Genomic DNA, 18,140 nt, shown 5'->3' with positions numbered 1-18,140 from the left:
TCAAGTATCTGGTTATGGACATGAATTATAGCTATGACAAGCTAATCAAGCGGTGCTTTCCTAATGCGCAACTCATCACTGATCGCTTTCACGTTGTGCAACAACTGACACGAGCCTTTAATAGTCTACGCATACAAGTCATGAAATCATTTGACACAAGGAGTTCACAATACCGACATCTTAAGTATTACTGGAAGCACTTGCTCAAACATTACGATGACTTATCTGAGAATCATTTTTATTCGCGTTCATTACGCAGATGGACATCCAGTCGGCAATTGGTTGAACAGTTGATTAACTACCATCCTGTATTATATGAGGCCTGGCAGGTATTACAAGTCGCGATGGGACACTTTAGAAACAAAGATTCGCATGCTTTTTTCGATCTGATTGATGGGTTAGATACGCGTATTCTCCCTGAGACCTTTGTCAAAAAGTACCAATTTTTATTAAGAAAACGACCATCTATTGAATTAGCACTCAAGCTTCCCTATTCCAACGGCTGTTTGGAAGGCATGAACAACAAAATAAAGGCAATCAAGCGCTGTGCATTTGGCTTTAGGACCTTTAGAAACTTCAAAAAACGCATCCTGTTAATGAACACTGTTTTAACCAACTAAAAAACAAGCACCGAAGTGCTTGCTTATAGAGTTTAGCTATTTCCCACACGATTTGACAAAGAGCCAAAAAAATCAGCTAAGGCTGTTTTTTTTGTTTGCTTGAATATCTATACCCCTGAATTAAATGATAGGCAGATGATCTCAGGACAACTGATTATCCATGATTTACCATTAAGTTTATTGACAATTTAGTTTATATTTGTTAGACTGTCAGTGTATATTAGAAAGCGCTTTCGCTGGTATGGCGATATAGAAAATTGTCATGGATAAAATGAATGTCATACCAGATGTACCAACCAAAGAGACATTTTCTATCGAATCTACTCAGATCATTGAAGTCTTGTTTGAAACCTATGAAATGGTAAGAGTTGCATAAAATGAAACGACAGCACAATCAGCTGTTTCAAGTATCTCAAACCTTACGATGCCTAGAGGCAGGACGATTAATCTAAGTCAAAGTACCGTACCAAGTATGAAAGCAGGGGTTGAGGTCTCGAATCAACTATTAGCTAACCTAGGGAAACTGGTCAAAGGGGTGCAAACGCAAGCCGACAAATTTCCTAAACTTGCTCAAGTGATGGCACAAAGAGATCAGCAGCAAACGTTTAATGCAGGAGGCAAGTGATGGTCAAGGATAAAAGTTCTGATGAACGGTATGTTTATTCTCAAAAAATCCTAGCACGAGAGCAGCAAATGGATGAGTTGACCAGTCAAAAGCAGTCCATCTTTCAGTTATTGGATAATTTAGACCTAGAAAATCGCAGATGGGTCTATCAGATGCAAGAACTAACTGAACNCCTAGGCAGGTTCGTATGCAAGTCAAGTATTAGTTCATGTCATAGCTAAGGAATCACCCAATGATCCTACAACTGGACGTGATAACACTAATAATACGACAAATAATATGATTAATGGAGATAGTGGTATACCTGAGAAGCCGTCAAAAAATGTAAATAATCCCGCATTACCAAGTACTGGAGAATCTGATGGTGCTAACCTATCAATATTTGGAGGTGGCACATTACTTTCAATTCTAGGTGCATTATTCCTCAGAAGAAAAAATAAGAAAGGTTAAGCCATAAGATAGCAGTAGCTTAAATTGATTTGACTATCAATGTAGTCTGCATCAAGGTATGGCGAAACTGAGTAAGATGAGTTAAATAATAATAGAAAAAGTTGTCTTTGGATGGCTTTCTTGTTTTTTTTACTAGTTAGCTTTACAAACTAGTAAAAAGTGCTATACTAATCTTATACTAGTTAGTAAAACAATATAGTGAGGTGATCATTATCAGAGAATCACAGATGTTAAAGGGCATTTTAGATGGGTGTGTCTTGCGTATTATTGCCAATGGTGAGGTTTATGGTTATGAGCTGATTCAAAAACTCAAAGTTGCTGGTTTTGAAACGGCGGTAGGAGGAACAATCTATCCGATTTTGCAAAAGTTAGAAAAAAATGGAGATGTCTCAAGTGTAACCAAGAAATCAGCAGAAGGGCCAGATCGAAAATATTTTCAAGTGACAGCAAAAGGGGTGGAGACATTAGCTATTTTCTGGGATGATTTTGAAAGACTGACGACTAAAGTAACAAACTTATGGGAGGAAGAAAAATGAGACAGCACGCAACCACTTATCGTAAAGAAATCAAACAGTTGAAACAACACCTATCAGCAGAAAATCTTCAGTATTTTGACGATTTTTATGAAAGTTTACAACTTCATGGCATACGCTATAGTGAAGTAGATCTCAATCAAAATAGCTATAATTACTTATTAGATTTAGTCGATGCACAAAAAGATGGCATGACAGCTTGGCAATTATTTGGTAGCTCTCCTGATGATCTAGGTAAAAATTTAGTGGTAAATATGAAAAAATTGTCGCCTCAATCACAGCTTAAGTATATGCTTTTGGGTAGCTTGCTGGTTATTTTGGGAATACTTACATCCCGAGTATCCTGGATAAGTTCAGCAGACACAAAACTTTCTTTAGTCTATATCTTGGTTATGTTTGCTTTGACCCTTCTATTTGTCGGCTTTATTTTAAAAGTCTTTACCCTACAAATTAAATTAAAAAGTAAAGTATTGGGCTATCTCATTTTGTGGTTGTACTGTAGTGCATTTATGACAGCAGGTATTTTTGCGATAAAATATCTGACAAGCATGACGCTGATTTCAGTTCCTATTATGATTGGCCGGACGATTGTCATCGTTGGTGGCATTTGCAATATACTGGTACTTGCTAAATTAGTTAATAACGATAAAAAACAGAAAGCGTGTCAGGATGAAAAGTGAACAGTACAGGGCAGGAATAAGAGAGATTCAAGAAAAATTGAACCAAGAGAATCAAGTATATTTTAAGTCGTTTTATGACGAAATACTAATTCATGGCAGCTTTAAATATGATGAAACTGCGATATTAGAAATGACTTATAATCTCTTACTAGATTTATTTGATGCCCAGTGTGGTGGACAAACTGCCTTGTCATATTTTGGTGTTTCTGCTGAAGACTTAGCAAAAACATTACTCAAAAAGTTAGCTAAAATTTCACCTCTGGAGCTAAGAAGGGTAATTTGGTTTACAGGTATCTCTATCATCTTCTGGTTATATTTTTCAAGTATTAACTGGTTTTCTTCTGCTCCACTAGGGATATCATGGCTAGTCTATGTACTGGGTGGCATTACCTACCTCTTAGGAGCAGCATGTTTTTTTAAATATATGATAAAACTATACATGATGAAAAATAGTATGTTATCTAATCTAATAGGTGTTGCTTATGTTTGTGTTCTCATCATCATATTTGTCTTGATAAACACTTATTTCAAAACAGTTCAGGTCATCTATATTCCCTCCTTGCCTGCTAAGATAGCCGGTATTTGCTTTGCTATTTTATATGCTTTACTCGCTTATCGTCTTTTGAAAGAAGATGAAAAAGCATAAAGACTCGTGACATGCTAGAAGAAAGCCTGAGATGGCTTTTTTGATTAACTTGATAAATAGAATGATTGGTAAGGGTGTACTTTCGAACAACAGATGGATAATAAGCAAAAAATATGAATAAAATGGCAATATCCTTATATTTTTTTGCATAATTTTGCATATATGTCTTGACAAATGTAATATTATACATTAATATTGTATATATATTCAATTAGAGGATAAGTATATGAAAAAAATAGCGATTATTGGGATTTCAGGTTATTCTGGATTGGAGTTGCTCAGGTTACTCCATGCTCATCCAGATGCAGAGGTGATTAGCGTCTATGGGACGTCAACGATTGGCAGTAAGCTTGTAGATTTAGTACCAAAGCTCCGACAATTTAAAGCCTATGCAAACTTAAGGGTCAAGGCCTTTTCAGCTAGTGAGATCATGGCAACATCGGATTTAGTTTTCTTTGCCACACCAGCTGGTATAGCAGCAACTCATGCAAGTGATTTTATCCAATCTGGTTTTCCAGTAGTAGACTTGTCTGGCGATTTCCGCTTGCAGGATCCTGCACAGTATGAAAAATGGTATGGTCGAGCAGCTAGTCACGCTGATCTTTTAGCCAAAGCTGACTATGTCTTAGCTGATTTTGATAAGCCTAGACAACCCTACATCTCAAATCCTGGTTGCTATGCAACAGCAACTCTCTTAAGTCTAGCCCCGTTATATCAGGCGGATTTAATTCAGTATGATAGTGTCATCGTGGATGCCAAGTCAGGCCTATCAGGGGCTGGTAAAAAACTCAGTGACAGTAGTCATTTTGTGACAGCTAATGAAAATGTCACCATGTATAAGTTAAACCAGCATCAACATATTCCAGAAATCGTCAATAAACTAAAATCATGGCAGGATAAGACGCTTCCGATTCAGTTTACGACTTCCCTAATTCCGGTTAACCGGGGGATTTTTGTATCGACCTATGCCAAACTAGCACCTGGTGTTAGCTTTGAACAGGTGGTGAAAGCTTATGAGCAGACTTACGCTGGTAGTTATTTTGTTAGGGTATTTACTGCTGGTCATCTACCAGATTTACATAGTGTCGTTGGGACTAACTTTACTGACATCGGCCTCGGCTATAATGATTTAACACATACTTTAACGGTCGTGACCGTTATCGACAATCTCGTGAAAGGAGCGGCGGGACAAGCCATTCAAAATATGAATCAGGTTTTCAACTTTGATGAAAAATCTGGGCTTGATCTTGTACCGATTTTATAAATGACTAAATTTAAACAAATTACAGGCAATATTGCATCACCAAAGGGGTTTACAGCAGATGCCACACACGCAGAACTGAAATTTCAAAAACTAGATTTAGGGATGATTTTATCTCAAGTTCCCGCAGCAGTTGCGGGTGTCTTCACGACAAATAAAGTGGCAGCAGCTCCCGTTATTCTGGATAAAGAAGTGGTTGCGGGTGGTGTAGCCCAAGCGATCATTACAAACTCAGCTATTGCCAATGCGGTGACAGGTGAAGTCGGAATGAACAATGCTAAAAAGACGCAACGTCTCCTGGCTGACAAGTTTGGTTTGGCGCCTGGTCATGTTGCGGTTTGCTCGACTGGTGTTATCGGTAGACAACTACCGATGGATAAGATTGCCCTAGGCATTAGCAAGTTATCAGCAGAAAATGGCCATGCGGCTGGTTTTGCGCAAGCGATTTTAACGACTGATTTGGTCGAAAAAGAAGTAGCTTATCAAGTCGAACTTGGTGGCCAAACCGTTACTGTTGCGGGTGTATGTAAGGGGTCAGGGATGATTCATCCCAACATGGCAACCATGCTTGCCTTCATTACGACCGATGTTAATATCGCACAACCGCTACTCCAAGAAACCCTTTCAGAAATCATCGAAACAACCTTTAATCAAATCACGGTTGATGGCGATACTTCGACCAATGATACAGTACTTGTTTTGGCCAATGGCATGGCTGAAAATGCTGAACTTATCGCTGGTTCAGAGGATTACCTGACCTTCAAGTCAGTCTTAGCGACAGTATGTCAAACCATGGCAAAACAGATCGCAGCTGATGGCGAAGGCGCTACCAAACTGATAGAAGTGACAGTAACAGGTGCGCCAGATGAATTGACAGCACGGATGATTGCCAAACATATCGTCGGTTCTAGTCTAGTTAAAACGGCCATCTTTGGTGCTGATCCTAACTGGGGTCGTGTGATCTCAGCTATCGGTCAAGTGGCGCCGTTTGAGGTGCCAGATATCGAATTAACCATACAAGGCGATCTTGTTTTGCTTCATTCGACAGCGGTTGATTTTGATCAAGCAGAGTTATCTGAGAAACTTAAGGAAAAGAACGTCCTGATTGAAGCAGATTTAAATCAGGGCGATAAAACTGGAACAGCGTGGGGCTGTGATTTGACTTATAAGTATGTTGAAATCAATGCTCTCTACCATAGCTGATAAGAGATGTCGCTAGTCGGCTAGATAGGGAGTTTCAGATGACACATTTACTAGAAAACTATGGGAAGAGAATTCCCATGACATTTACCCACGGGGAAGGTGTTTACCTCTATGACCAAACTGGTAAGCAGTACCTAGATTTTACAAGTGGTATCGGTGTCATGAACCTGGGCTATTCCTTTGAGGCTGGTAAGGCGGCAGTTAAGGCACAAGTAGATGCCATACCGCATCTATCCAATTTATATGAAAACCCGTTACAAGAAGAGGTTGCAGCCTATCTTGACTATGAGGGAAGCTATAAAGCGTTTTTTGCCAATTCTGGTGCAGAAGCAAATGAAGCAGCGCTTAAATTAGCCCGGTTGCTTAAGCCTGATACGACGATCTTAGCATTTGAGGATGGTTTTCATGGTCGGACTTTTGGGGCGATGTCTGCGACCATGCAAGATAAGATTCAAAAAGGGTTTACGCCCCTAGTGCCAGGCTTTACTAAGGCAGTTTATAATGATATCGAAAGTCTTTCAGCCGCTGTAACGGATAATACTGGGGCAATCATTTTTGAAATCGTCCAAGGTGAGGGCGGTGTGACACCTATCACGCAAGCATTTTCGGAAAGCTTAAAAGCCTTTCAAAAACAGGGGATTTTGCTGATTGTTGATGAGGTGCAGACTGGCAATGGTCGAACTGGTAAATTATTTGGCTTTGAACACTTTGGTCTTGAACCAGATATCATTACCTCAGCCAAAGGATTAGGCAATGGCCTACCTATCGGTGTCATGTTAGCCAAAGCAGAGTATGCAACAGCCTTTAGTGCTGGGAAACATGGCTCGACTTTTGGTGGTAATCCGATTGCTATGGCAAGCGCCAAGGCCGTCTTAGAGGAGATAACGCAAGCACCATTTTTGGCTGAGGTCACTGAAAAAGTAGCCTTTCTAGGTGCTGAACTAGCTGATAAACTGGCCACGAAAACAAGTGTCGTAGCCATCAGACAACTCGGCTTGATGGTTGGGATTGAATTAAGAGATGGCGATCAAGTGGCTACCGTTTTGGCAGCTGCAAGGGCACATGGCTTGCTCGTTTTATCAGCTGGCCATGATGTCATCAGATTGTTACCGCCACTCGTTATGAGTCAAGCGCAGTTGGCTGATGGTGTTGCCATTTTGGAGGCGATTTTATGAATATGCCTGAAACACTGACAGCTGCCCTGCCCTTCATGCTCAAATATCAAGGTCAGACAGTTGTCATCAAATATGGCGGCAATGCCATGACGGATGAAACGATCAAACAGTCTGTCCTAAGTGATATCCTACTTCTGAAAACAATGGGGATCAACGTCGTTTTGGTCCATGGCGGTGGACCAGCCATCAGTGAAATGCTGGAAAAATACGATATGCCCTCCAAGTTTATCGGTGGTCTGCGCTATACGGATAAAGCAACGGCAGAGCTTGCTTTAGCAGCCTTGTCTGGTATGGTCAACAAAAGTCTCGTCCGTGACATCCAACGTCTGGGTGGTGACGCGATTGGGATTTCGGGTATCGATGGTCGGATGATTGAAGTTGAACAGCTGTCTGAGGAATTGGGCTATGTTGGGAAAATCACGAAAATTAATACTGAAATTATTGAACGGATTGCCAAAACATCAGCGATTCCAGTGATTGCAACAGCAGGTGTCGATGCGGCAGGTGAGATTTATAATGTCAATGCAGATACAGCTGCCAGTCGAATTGCAGGAGAACTACAGGCTGAGCGTTTTATCTTACTCTCTGATGTGCGTGGTCTTTATGCTGACTATCCTGATGAAAGTTCATTTTTAGTAGAAACAAGTCTATCAACTATTGAACAACTAATCGCTGCGGGTAAGATCACAGGTGGGATGATTCCAAAACTGGAAGCTATCCAATACGCCATGCAAAATGGCTTGAGTGAAGCTGTGCTATTAGACGGTCGTATGCAACATTCCTTGATTCTAGAATTATTCACAACGGAAGGCTTTGGTACGCTGATCAAGAAAGATGATCTTGACTTAGCAAAGTTTGACAGATTGACAAATTAATCTGTTCTAGTAGGCCATGTGAGAACTATAGAGAGTCATTTTTAACAAAAAAAGAGATAGTGCAGTGATGTACTATTTTCTTTTTATCATTAAAAAATTCAGCAGATCATTTACATCTAGAGTTAAACATACTATAATAAAAGTAAGTTAAAAAATAGGTGTAATTTAATTTTGATGGCATTAAAATGGGATGATTTGAAAAATAAAAAGGAAAAAGTGAAAATGAACAAAAGTATGAAATTAGTGGCTGTGTTAGGACTGATACTTGTTTTGGGAGCATGTCACGCGACTGAAAAGGGGGATAAAGCAAAGGCAAGCACACCAGTTAAAACGCACCATGAGGCAATTAATTATGATAAGCAAGAAGACTGGGAGTTTGCATCTGGCAAGATGCAGTCTCCTATCAATATCGACAGTAAAAAAGTAGACATCATGACACCAGATAAAGGCGAGATGACGCTAAATTTTGGTAAAAAAATAACTAAGGCAGAAAACAATGGCCATAGTATTCAAGTAACAGACAGTGGGCAGTCAACGATCAACGGTCGAGAGTTTAACTTAACACAGTTTCATTTTCATGCTGAAAGTGAGCACACTGTTGATGGCAAGCATTATCCACTGGAAGCACACTTTGTCAACCAATCGCAAGATGGCAGAATTGCTGTTATTGGTGTATTTTTTAAAGCAGGTCGTGAGAATCTAGGATTTAAAGAAGTTTTAGCTGATGTGGCTAGCAAAAAAATAGATGCCATCACTGATATTGATAAGATGATACCACAAAATAAAAGTTTTTATCATTATCTAGGGTCACTCACGACACCACCCTTAACCGAAAATGTTGAGTGGTATCTCATGAAAGCCCCATTAGAAGTCTCTCAAGCGCAACTCGATGCCTTTAAGAAGCTCTATGCTCATAATAATCGAAAAATTCAACCTTTAAATGATCGGAAAATTTTAGCACACGATGAGTAAATGAGAATAGCCTAATCAATGATTAACTTGCACAGTTGGACTAGTACTAGCAGTGCTTGACATCTGCCATGATTCGTATTACATTATAGTTAAAGTTATTAATGAGAAAGGGTGTCTCGACTAGTCAACGATGATATGAGCAATATTAAAAGTATGCGTATTATTTATTGGGCAGACAGTCAAACCTATCAATTTGTTTTAACCTACCAATAAAAAGGAGATAGTCATGACTTTTGAGCATGAACTGATTAACTATACGAATGAACTGGTGCCTGTCAAATGGTTACTCCATGATGTTGCTTATACGATACATTCTGTTTTACCACACTGGCATGCCTCAATTGAAATAACATTTATGCATGATGGTGGCATTGAAATTTTTACTGTAAATAATCATGCACGTCAAATCAAATCAGGTGAGTTTGCTGTTGTCAATTCTGCTGAAATACATAGTGGTATTTCAGGCGCAGATAAACATGTTAGAGGTGTAACGCTTCTCATTCCTTATGACCTATTTGACAAATATATCGATGATTTTGAGTTCGTAAGGTTTACTAATTTTCCAACCAACGATATGGTAGGTGTAGCAGAAATAACAGCATTACTGGAAAAATTTTATAGGTTAGTTACGCATGAGACGAAATCCTTATTAGCCATACAGCTCATACAAATTGTATATGAATTAATATATTTGCTAGGTAAACATTTGATTGTTCGAGAAAAAATTCAGATTAACTATAACTTGCATCATGAAAATTTAGGAGAAATACGTCCTATTATAGACTATATTAAGGAAAATTATCAAGAGCCCTTGACTGTAAAACTGATCGGAGAAAAATTTTACTTATCAGAAAATACCTTAAGCAAATTGTTTAAAAAAAATATCGGTATCAGTGTGATGAAGTATGTCCAACTGTTTCGCGTTAATAAGGCGCAGTTACTCTTATTAGATAGTGACCTATCTATTGCGATGATCTCTGATTTGGCTGGATTTCCTAATGAAAAATCCTTTAGAAAACTATTTGAGGCGGTGTTTCATCAAACACCTAAAAAATATCAATTGGATCATCGAAAAAAATAAGGGCTATAACCTAACTTATTATAGATTATCTACTTGTTAATAGATAATTGGCAGAAAATACCCTTTTTGTCGATTGATACGACCTTATTTATAAGACTAGGCTATGTTAAAATTATTCATGTAAACGTTTGCAATAAAAATTTGGAGATATTTTATGAATAAAAATAGTTTCGTATTTAAGGCATCACTCTTATCCATTTCAGTGATCCTAGCCTCTGGTCCAAGTATATCGTCTTTAATTCCGCTCATACAAGCGTCCTTTCCAGAAAGAAGTACTTCTGCTATTGAGCTTATCGCGACAGTACCAAACTTTGGTATTTTAATTTTTGTACTACTGAGTAATTTTATTATAAAAATTATTGGCAAAAAAAATACAGTCATAACTGGTTTATGTATTGCATTAATTGCAGGTGTGTTACCTGTGTTCATCAAAGACTACACAGTCGTGATATTATCAAGGTTCATGTTTGGTGCAGGACTTGGGTTATATAATGCACTTGCTGTTAGCTTGATCACAGAAATTTATGATGGAGAAGAGCAAGCGAGTTTAGTTGGTTTGCAAGGGGCTATGGGATCTATTGGGAGTAGCTTAATGACTTTATTAGTCGGTTATTTGACCCAGTTTGGTTGGCAACATTCATTTTCTGTTTATGCAATTACTGTGTTACCTTTGATTTTATTTGCTTTATTCTTCACTATTCCTGCGGCCAAAACAATAGATGTATCAAGTAATACTGATCAAAAGTTAGAAAAACCTAAAGCAGGCATCAACATCGCAACTATTATCTTTATGTTAGGTGCGATATTAGTATTTGCCCTATTCTTTACACTTATGTTAAAGACGGCTACTTTACTAGTTGAAAAAAATATTGGTCAACCGAGTGCAGCTGCTGGTATTTTAAGTACCGTTACCTTTTCAGGTATTTTAGTAGGTGTTATCTACGGCAAAATCTATAAACTTTTAAAAGAATGGGCCTTACCAATTGGTTTATTGGGATTAGGCATTGGCTTTTTCATCATCATGTCTGCTAACAGTATTGCTTTAGTGACGACTGGTGCCATTATTTCAGGTCTATCTTTTAGCCTGATGGCACCGTGTGCTTTTATGCTTGTAGGCAGATTCGCACCAGCCAATGCTACAAATTTAGCTACCAGTCTTTTACTTGTTGGTATTAACTTAGGTATATTTTTATCACCTACAATAAATGGTTTAATTGGTAAATTAGTTAAGGTGACCAATGCAGCAGATGCCTTTTTGGTTAATGGTATAGGCTTAATGATGATCAGTATTTGTGTGGCTGTTCTATTATTCCTTAACCGCAAAAAAAGTTTGTAACCTATAAATTATGAAATATCTAGAAAAGAGGCCTCAATATGTCATTAGTACAAGTAAATTTTATGTCAAAATCACTATTTCGTACCGTTACGTTTAATGCAATTATCCCATTGGATAGTTTTTCTGAAGCAGGAGTGGCGGAAAAGAAAGCAAACCCTTTAAAAACCTTATATCTATTTCATGGGATATTTGGCAACAATACGGATTTTTTATCTGGCACGCGTATTCAACGTTGGGCAGAAGAACGTAATCTAGCCGTTATTATGCCATCTGGCGACAATCATTTTTACTTGGATAAACCTGATCAAGATGATAATTATAGTAGCTATGTAGCTGATGAACTCGTCGAATTTACTAGAAGCATGTTCCCCTTATCACATAAGAGGGAAGAAACTTTTATCGGTGGCTTATCGATGGGTGGCTATGGTGCTCTGATCAACGGGCTAAAATTTTCGGATAGATTTGGTTACATTGGTGCATTCTCTCCCGCTCTACTGATTGAGCATTTGGCTGCAGATGCTGAAAAAGGAATAGAGATGGGATTGAAGCCTGGCTATTTAGATAATGTATTTGGTGGTATAGATACGGTAAAAAATAGTGACAAAGATTACTTTTATCTAATCAATCAATTAATAGCAGCAGGTAAGGACATACCCAAAATTTACTTGCCGATTGGTAAAGCTGATTTTCTGCTCGAGTATGTAAGAGAATTTAAAGCATTTGCAGATAAAAAATCACTTGATATGACTTACATTGAAGATGAAGGTGCACATGAATGGGATTTCTGGGATAAGTATACTGAGAAATTTTTAGAGTGGTTACCTTTAGAAAAAATATGAGTTTGAGGAGAATTGATGAATCAATACTTAGCAATTGATATTGGCGGTAGTTTTATAAAATATAGTCAAGTAGATCATGCGGGGAATTTAGCAGGTAGTCATAAAGTAAAAACACCGGACAACTTATCTGATTTGACTGCCATTATCCAAGGCCTGATAACAGAAATAAAATCAGAAATTAGAGGGGTCGCGATTAGTTGTCCCGGTAGAGTTGATGATGCTACTGGAACAGTTTATAATGGCGGTGCGCTACCTTATTTACATGGATTTTCATTCAAGACTTTTGTGACATCTCTGGTTGATGTGCCTTGTATTGTGATTAACGATGGTAAGGCAGCAGCACTATCAGAACTTTGGCTAGGTAACTTAAAGTCGATAGCAAATGGTGCAACGATTGTTTTAGGAACGGGAGTTGGTGGTGGAATCATTATCAATGGTGAAATTGTTCAAGGGCAACATTTTCAGGCGGGTGAATTGAGCTTCATGCCAGATGTTGTTGGTAATCCTGGTCCAGATAATTATCTTGGGTATTCAGCTTCAGCAGTTCAATTTGTAAGACAAGCAGCAACATTCCTAGGACTATCAGATTTGGATGATGGGTTAGCTGTGTTTGATGCCATCAATCAGCAAACAAATCAAGAGGTGCAAGCATTATTTGAAACTTATTGTCAAAAAATTGTGTATATTATTTTGAATTTGCAAGCTATTTTAGATCTAGAACGTGTTGTGATTGGTGGTGGTATTAGTGCCCAGCCAATCGTCATTGAGATGATAAGCAAGCAATACCATTTGATTCGAAATCGGTCACAAATCATGGTTGATAGCCTTGAACCAATTGAGATAATGGCATGTAAGTTTGGCAATGAAGCAAACTTACTAGGGGCAATTTATCGCCTCTTAATCGAAATGGATAGGTAGATAGCGGATTTCAGTTAGCTATTTAGCCGTGCTAGTCAGCTTAATAGATAGCAAGACCCCCAAAAGAGATCGTCTCTCTTTTGGGGGTCTTTTCGTTAATCAAGTATTAAGCTATCATCACCTCTTGCCATGAGTTAATTCATCCTGATAATAGGCTTTGCTATCCTCATATGTAGAGATAGCAAGTTTTCGTCTCTCTTTGTGGTCAACCATGGGGCGTGGGTAGTCTTTGCCTAAGATGACACTATACATAGTTTGATCGATGCTGGTCATTTTTTCTGGTTGGTGCATAAACTTAATGGGTAAGTTCGCTAATTCTGGTACGTAGGCCTTGATAAAAAGGCCATCGGGATCAAACTTTTCAGATTGGGTTGTGGGGTTGAAAATCCTAAAATAAGGGACAGCATCTGTACCAGTTGAGGCTGCCCATTGCCAGCCGCCAATATTACTAGCAGGATCATAATCAATCAGTTGCTTCTGGAAATACCACTCTCCCCATCGCCAATCAATCAATAAATCTTTGGTTAAAAATGAGGCGGTAATCATCCGTAATCGGTTATGCATCCAACCAGTTTGATTTAACTGGCGCATGGCAGCATCGACGATGGGGAAACCTGTCTGCCCAGTTTGCCAGAGCTGAAATTTTTCCTTATCATTTTCCCATTTGATGAAGCTAAATTCAGGGCGTAGCGGCTGTGTTTTTTGATGGGGTGCATGTGTGTAGATCATGTGATAAAAGTCACGCCAGCACAATTCCTTTTCAAAGGTGAGTCGACCTTGTGACAGAGGTAATTCCTGTAAGGCTTGCCAAAGGGTTCGAATCGACAATTCTCCTGTTCTCAAAAACTGTGATAGGTGGCTCGTCTGATCTAAAGATGGGATATCTCGTGCAGCATCATAGTTTGTAACATCATAGGTTAAAAACTGTTTTAATTGCCAGATGGCAGCTTGTTCACCGACGGGTGCCTGACCATCATCATGTTTAGTTAGCTCACTGAACTGTTGCTCATCATCAGGAAACAGCGTGTCAGTTAACACCTGATCAGTTTGAAAGTCAATGGCTAATGGGGTGGCTTTTAGGCGTTCTTTCCATTGATTATAATATGGGGTGAAGACCTTATATACCTCATTTTTTTGTGTTTTGATGTCATCAGCACCATGAAGATAGCGATCTTGAAAGCTGAAGTGGGCGATCTGATGTTGGACAAAAAAATCGATCATCTCTTTATCTCTTTTGGCACCATATCCTGAGGTATCCTGGTTAAAGTAGACTTTATCCCAATCAGGTAGTGTCTCTTTTAGTTGGGTAAATAGGTGTTGAGGCTCTCCATATTGAATCTGGAGATGGGCCTTGCCATCTAGGGTTGCTTTGAAGTGACGGACGCTCTCAAAAAAAGCCTGATGGTTGAGGCTATCTGATAGGAACTGATCTGGATTAACTTGGAATAGTAAGACGAGTTTGTCATCTTTTTTTAATTGCTGAAACGCATGATAGAGCGCTTGATTATCTTGGATTCTTAAGTCTTGACGAAACCATACGACTGAATACATTATATTTTTCTTCTTTCTTCTTAAGCTAATATAATCTTATTGTAACATGTTTGAAAATAGAAAGGATGCTAAAATAAGAGCTAAGTCGCCTATCAATTAAAGCTGTAAAAAAATAGGTGTTAATTTTTCGGATATATCGTAGGAAAGATTATTTTATAATAAAAGCATAGAAAAGGGAGGAATTTAATGATGAGTCAATCAAAAAACGAGGTTTATTATCAGGCCTTACTTAATCGTGATACAGCTTATGATGGTCTATTCTTTGTAGGCGTCAAAACAACTGGCGTTTTCTGCCATGCCTCTTGTAGCGCGCGAAAACCTAAATATGAAAATTGTGAATTTTATAAGACTGCTGAGGAGGCGCTATTAGTCGGCTATAGACCTTGCAAAATTTGTAAACCACTCTCTTATCCTCAGGAGTTGCCAGCAGATATACAAGTCTTGATTGATCATGTCGAACAAGATCCCTATAAAAAATGGAAAGACTATGACTTTAGACAGATTGGGGTGACGTCATATACTGCTAGAAGATTGTTTAAAAAAATATATGGCATTACCTTTATTGAATATGCGCGTGCAAGAAGACTTGGCATTGCCTTTCAAAACTTCAAAAAAGGCAGTAAATTAATCGACCAACAAGTCCTGCTTGGCTATGAATCCTATAGTGGCTTTGATGATGCCTTTTCCAAAATAATGGGTAATCCACAACAAAGAAAAGATGGTAAAATTTTATATGGTGAGCTCATCTCAACACCACTCGGGAATATGCTGTCTTTGAGTGATCAGCATTATCTATACTTATTAGAATTTATGGATCGACGTGCTTTAGAGACAGAGATAGATGACTTAAGGAAAAATCATCACTACAGTATAGTCTTTGGGCAAACCGAAATTGCTAAAAAATTAAAGGATGAGCTTGGGAGATACTTTAACGGGCAACTAGATCAGTTCTCTATCCCCCTTTATTGTCTTGGGACAGCCTTTCAAAAACAAGTATGGGAGATTCTAAAACACCTACCGATCGGAACGACGGCCACATATAAAGCTATTGCTAGTACTTTGGGAGATGTGAATAAAGTACGTGCTGTAGGGAATGCTAATGGTAAAAATAAACTGTCTATCCTCATCCCATGTCATAGAATTATCAAGAGTGATGGAACAATCGGAGGTTACGGTGGTGGTGTAGCGCGTAAACAGTATCTTCTGAAACTAGAAGAGAAATGGGCTAATGACGTAGAAAATGGATGATGAATGCTAGAGAAGCAGTGGTAGGGGAAATAAGGCTAATATCTGCCTAAAGCATGCATCAAGCATCAACAGTTGTACTTCCTGATTTTATCTGATATAATGTTATTTATAAAAAAATGACTGACTGCCAGTAAGGCGGGGCCTAAATGAGCATGTTATCTCTGGATAATGCTTTAATTTAGTGTTCTGTCTTTTTAGCTATCATGAATTAACAACTTAACATGTTATGGGATAAAAAAAGGGAACAATATGGACGTTAAACACACAGCAACTCAGATTATAAAGTACGTAGGTGGCAAAAAGAATATCAGACATTTAGAATACTATGCGACTAGATTGCTATTTACTTTAAAAGATAATTGTCTTGTCGATATCGCGCAACTTGAGGCGTTAGACCGAGTGATTGGGGTAGAAAAAGCAGATCAGTGTCAGATTATCATTGGTAATGGTAGCCTATCCATATATGATGAGTTACTATGCCAATTAAATGATTTATCTGATCATGAACAAGATATGGATGTCAAAGATAAGAAGTGGGGGGCAGACTTACTAGATTTTGTTATGTCAATTTTTCAACCCCTATTACCTGCCGTATTCGGCGGTAGTATACTCAAGTCCATCTTATTATTTTCAACGATGCTCGGATTAATAAGTACAACTAATGAAACTTACCAATTACTTTATATAATTGCTGGTGCGCCTCTTTACTTACTACCCATTTTAGTTGCGATAACGACAGCAAATAAACTAAAAGTAAATCAGATTGTTGCGGTGTCACTTGTTGGTGCCTTGCTCTTACCGGATTTAACTACCAGGTTATCAGAAGGTGCGAAAATCATGGGTGTTGGTATTGAGAATGTACCTTATGGATCTCAGGTCCTTCCAGCAATTTTGGCCGTCTTATTATATGCTGAGGTCGAACAATTCCTTATTCGGGTATCACCTAAACCACTGAGAACTTTTTTTGCACCGATGATATGTCTTTTAATTATTGTGCCATTTACCTTACTTGTCCTTGGCCCTTTTGGCTACAATATGGGGAGTGTTCTATCCGCAGTTATTTTTGGGCTATATGCGCATATTGGTTGGTTAGCAGTTGCTATACTTGCTGCGGTAGCTCCCTTTATGGTAGTCACTGGTATGCACAAAGCGATGGTGCCCTATGCGTCAGCTAATTTGGCGAAGACGGGTAGTGAGTTACTGTATTTGCCAGCATCATTAGCACATAACATATCAGAAGCCGGGGCTTCATTTGCAGTTGCTTTAAAGACAAAGGATGGTCATTTAAAATCTACGGCACTATTTGCAGGTATTTCAGCCTTGTTTGGTTTCACAGAACCAGCTCTTTATAGCGTGACAGTTTTTAACAAGCGTGTCCTTTATAGTGTGATGTTCTCCAGTTTTATCGGAGGTGGTATTGCAGGTTTCTTTACGCTAAGAGCCTTCGCTATACTAAGTCCTGGCATCGCAAGTATCCGGATGTTTATCAATCGTGGACATGCCATGAATTTGAGATGGGCAATGGTTGCTTTAGTCGCATCATTTATTATTTCATTTATTACAGTACTTGTTGTCTATCAGGAAGACCGAGTTTCAGATGAAGTGAAACGCGCCCAGGAATTAGAAACGACACTAACTAGTCCAGTTGCAGGTAAGGTTATTGCCTTATCCGATGTGACTGATAAGATATTTTTAAGTAGCATGGTGAATAAGGGAATTGCCATTATTCCCGGAAATGGAGACTTATTAGCACCGATTGATGGTGTCATCAGTATCTTATTTCCAACGCAAAATGCCTTGGTGTTAATAACAGAGGATGGTGCAGAGATACTGTGCCATATTGGTGTAGATACAGTCCAATTATCAAGTAGCTATTTTTCGTCTGATATTAAACAAGGCGATCAGGTCAAACAGGGCCAACGGCTCATTCATTTTGATCTCAAAAAAATGAAGCGAGACGGGCATGATACGACCGTTATTTGTTTAGTGACGAATCTAGATACTTATGAGGTTGAGCCACATAACATCTCCAGAAAAGTTGCGACATCTCAAGCAGTTTTAACACTCATCCCAAATGAGCAGTAGTCTGTCCATTTAGTTTTTATAAGGTAAGAACTTATGATAGCG

18 protein-coding genes are annotated in these 18,140 nt (G+C 38.6%); 17 read left to right on the top strand and 1 reads right to left on the bottom strand.

Annotation, left to right across the window (positions count from 1 at the left end; translation table 11 throughout):
- The 15 genes from RU86_RS05230 to RU86_RS05155 form a co-directional block, all read left to right on the top strand.
- Positions 1–620: transposase (locus tag RU86_RS05230; protein WP_143468091.1), on the top strand; the 620-nt coding region annotated here is incomplete at its 5' end.
- 424 nt (positions 621–1,044) lie between these two features.
- Positions 1,045–1,245 (top strand): hypothetical protein, encoded by a 201-nt coding sequence (locus RU86_RS05225; protein ID WP_245810477.1) that lies wholly within the window; start codon positions 1,045–1,047, stop codon positions 1,243–1,245.
- 279 nt (positions 1,246–1,524) lie between these two features.
- Positions 1,525–1,695, top strand: coding sequence for an LPXTG cell wall anchor domain-containing protein (locus tag RU86_RS05215; protein ID WP_096814374.1), 171 nt, complete (start codon positions 1,525–1,527; stop codon positions 1,693–1,695).
- 212 nt (positions 1,696–1,907) lie between these two features.
- The gene (locus RU86_RS05210) at positions 1,908–2,231 is read left to right on the top strand and encodes a PadR family transcriptional regulator (protein WP_096814380.1); all 324 of its coding nucleotides are present in this window, start codon (positions 1,908–1,910) and stop codon (positions 2,229–2,231) included.
- Complete coding sequence (locus RU86_RS05205; RefSeq protein WP_096814373.1) at positions 2,228–2,908, top strand: DUF1129 family protein; 681 nt, start codon at positions 2,228–2,230, stop codon at positions 2,906–2,908. Before RU86_RS05210 ends, RU86_RS05205 begins: the two co-directional genes overlap by 4 nt.
- A complete protein-coding gene (locus RU86_RS05200; RefSeq protein ID WP_096814372.1) occupies positions 2,898–3,554 on the top strand; it encodes a DUF1129 domain-containing protein in 657 nt (218 codons plus the stop codon). Before RU86_RS05205 ends, RU86_RS05200 begins: the two co-directional genes overlap by 11 nt.
- Before the next feature lie 226 nt (positions 3,555–3,780).
- The gene (argC, locus tag RU86_RS05195) at positions 3,781–4,818 is read left to right on the top strand and encodes an N-acetyl-gamma-glutamyl-phosphate reductase (protein ID WP_096814371.1); all 1,038 of its coding nucleotides are present in this window, start codon (positions 3,781–3,783) and stop codon (positions 4,816–4,818) included.
- On the top strand, positions 4,819–6,018 hold the full coding sequence (gene argJ / locus RU86_RS05190; protein WP_096814370.1) for a bifunctional glutamate N-acetyltransferase/amino-acid acetyltransferase ArgJ: 1,200 nt from the start codon (positions 4,819–4,821) through the stop codon (positions 6,016–6,018).
- A 38-nt stretch (positions 6,019–6,056) separates the two neighbouring features.
- Positions 6,057–7,193 (top strand): acetylornithine transaminase, encoded by a 1,137-nt coding sequence (gene argD, locus RU86_RS05185; RefSeq protein WP_096814369.1) that lies wholly within the window; start codon positions 6,057–6,059, stop codon positions 7,191–7,193.
- Complete coding sequence (argB, locus tag RU86_RS05180) at positions 7,190–8,068, top strand: acetylglutamate kinase (protein ID WP_096814368.1); 879 nt, start codon at positions 7,190–7,192, stop codon at positions 8,066–8,068. The genes argD and argB overlap by 4 nt, the downstream gene beginning before the upstream one ends.
- A gap of 174 nt (positions 8,069–8,242) precedes the next feature.
- A complete protein-coding gene (locus tag RU86_RS05175) occupies positions 8,243–9,040 on the top strand; it encodes a carbonic anhydrase (protein WP_245810476.1) in 798 nt (265 codons plus the stop codon).
- A gap of 226 nt (positions 9,041–9,266) precedes the next feature.
- The gene (locus tag RU86_RS05170; protein WP_096814367.1) at positions 9,267–10,121 is read left to right on the top strand and encodes an AraC family transcriptional regulator; all 855 of its coding nucleotides are present in this window, start codon (positions 9,267–9,269) and stop codon (positions 10,119–10,121) included.
- Between the two features lie 154 nt (positions 10,122–10,275).
- A complete protein-coding gene (locus RU86_RS05165) occupies positions 10,276–11,457 on the top strand; it encodes an MFS transporter (RefSeq protein WP_096814366.1) in 1,182 nt (393 codons plus the stop codon).
- 38 nt (positions 11,458–11,495) lie between these two features.
- Positions 11,496–12,296: an alpha/beta hydrolase gene (locus RU86_RS05160; protein ID WP_096814365.1), complete on the top strand. Its 801-nt coding sequence runs from the start codon at positions 11,496–11,498 to the stop codon at positions 12,294–12,296.
- A 15-nt stretch (positions 12,297–12,311) separates the two neighbouring features.
- Positions 12,312–13,214, top strand: coding sequence for an ROK family protein (locus RU86_RS05155; RefSeq protein WP_096814364.1), 903 nt, complete (start codon positions 12,312–12,314; stop codon positions 13,212–13,214).
- 117 nt (positions 13,215–13,331) lie between these two features.
- Here the strand turns inward: RU86_RS05155 and RU86_RS05150 are convergent, their stop codons facing one another.
- A complete protein-coding gene (locus tag RU86_RS05150) occupies positions 13,332–14,765 on the bottom strand; it encodes a cryptochrome/photolyase family protein (protein ID WP_096814363.1) in 1,434 nt (477 codons plus the stop codon).
- Positions 14,766–14,951: 186 nt separating this feature from the next.
- Here RU86_RS05150 and RU86_RS05145 point away from each other — a divergent pair, with 186 nt between their 5' ends.
- Both RU86_RS05145 and RU86_RS05140 read left to right on the top strand, forming a co-directional pair.
- Positions 14,952–16,013, top strand: a complete 1,062-nt coding sequence (locus RU86_RS05145) for a bifunctional transcriptional activator/DNA repair enzyme AdaA (RefSeq protein ID WP_096814362.1) — start codon at positions 14,952–14,954, stop codon at positions 16,011–16,013.
- A gap of 249 nt (positions 16,014–16,262) precedes the next feature.
- A complete protein-coding gene (locus RU86_RS05140) occupies positions 16,263–18,098 on the top strand; it encodes a glucose PTS transporter subunit IIA (RefSeq protein WP_096814361.1) in 1,836 nt (611 codons plus the stop codon).
- Positions 18,099–18,140: the final 42 nt, after the last annotated feature.

This window comes from Pseudolactococcus piscium (genome assembly GCF_002441695.1).
GTDB classification, from domain to species: domain Bacteria; phylum Bacillota; class Bacilli; order Lactobacillales; family Streptococcaceae; genus Pseudolactococcus; species Pseudolactococcus piscium.
Note: the sequence above shows the minus strand (reverse complement) of the source record. Positions and strands in the feature narration are given on the sequence as shown.

Bases quoted from the DNA above. Each gene is read 5' to 3' on its own strand.
- argJ (WP_096814370.1), top strand. From the start codon at position 4,819: ATGACTAAATTTAAACAAATTACAGGCAATATTGCATCACCAAAGGGG.
- argB (WP_096814368.1), top strand. From the start codon at position 7,190: ATGAATATGCCTGAAACACTGACAGCTGCCCTGCCCTTCATGCTCAAA.
- argD (WP_096814369.1), top strand. From the start codon at position 6,057: ATGACACATTTACTAGAAAACTATGGGAAGAGAATTCCCATGACATTT.
- RU86_RS05175 (WP_245810476.1), top strand. From the start codon at position 8,243: ATGGCATTAAAATGGGATGATTTGAAAAATAAAAAGGAAAAAGTGAAA.
- RU86_RS05140 (WP_096814361.1), top strand. From the start codon at position 16,263: ATGGACGTTAAACACACAGCAACTCAGATTATAAAGTACGTAGGTGGC.
- RU86_RS05150 (WP_096814363.1), bottom strand. From the start codon at position 14,765: ATGTATTCAGTCGTATGGTTTCGTCAAGACTTAAGAATCCAAGATAAT.
- RU86_RS05155 (WP_096814364.1), top strand. From the start codon at position 12,312: ATGAATCAATACTTAGCAATTGATATTGGCGGTAGTTTTATAAAATAT.
- RU86_RS05165 (WP_096814366.1), top strand. From the start codon at position 10,276: ATGAATAAAAATAGTTTCGTATTTAAGGCATCACTCTTATCCATTTCA.
- RU86_RS05215 (WP_096814374.1), top strand. From the start codon at position 1,525: ATGATTAATGGAGATAGTGGTATACCTGAGAAGCCGTCAAAAAATGTA.
- RU86_RS05200 (WP_096814372.1), top strand. From the start codon at position 2,898: ATGAAAAGTGAACAGTACAGGGCAGGAATAAGAGAGATTCAAGAAAAA.
- argC (WP_096814371.1), top strand. From the start codon at position 3,781: ATGAAAAAAATAGCGATTATTGGGATTTCAGGTTATTCTGGATTGGAG.
- RU86_RS05205 (WP_096814373.1), top strand. From the start codon at position 2,228: ATGAGACAGCACGCAACCACTTATCGTAAAGAAATCAAACAGTTGAAA.
- RU86_RS05145 (WP_096814362.1), top strand. From the start codon at position 14,952: ATGATGAGTCAATCAAAAAACGAGGTTTATTATCAGGCCTTACTTAAT.
- RU86_RS05160 (WP_096814365.1), top strand. From the start codon at position 11,496: ATGTCATTAGTACAAGTAAATTTTATGTCAAAATCACTATTTCGTACC.
- RU86_RS05225 (WP_245810477.1), top strand. From the start codon at position 1,045: ATGCCTAGAGGCAGGACGATTAATCTAAGTCAAAGTACCGTACCAAGT.
- RU86_RS05170 (WP_096814367.1), top strand. From the start codon at position 9,267: ATGACTTTTGAGCATGAACTGATTAACTATACGAATGAACTGGTGCCT.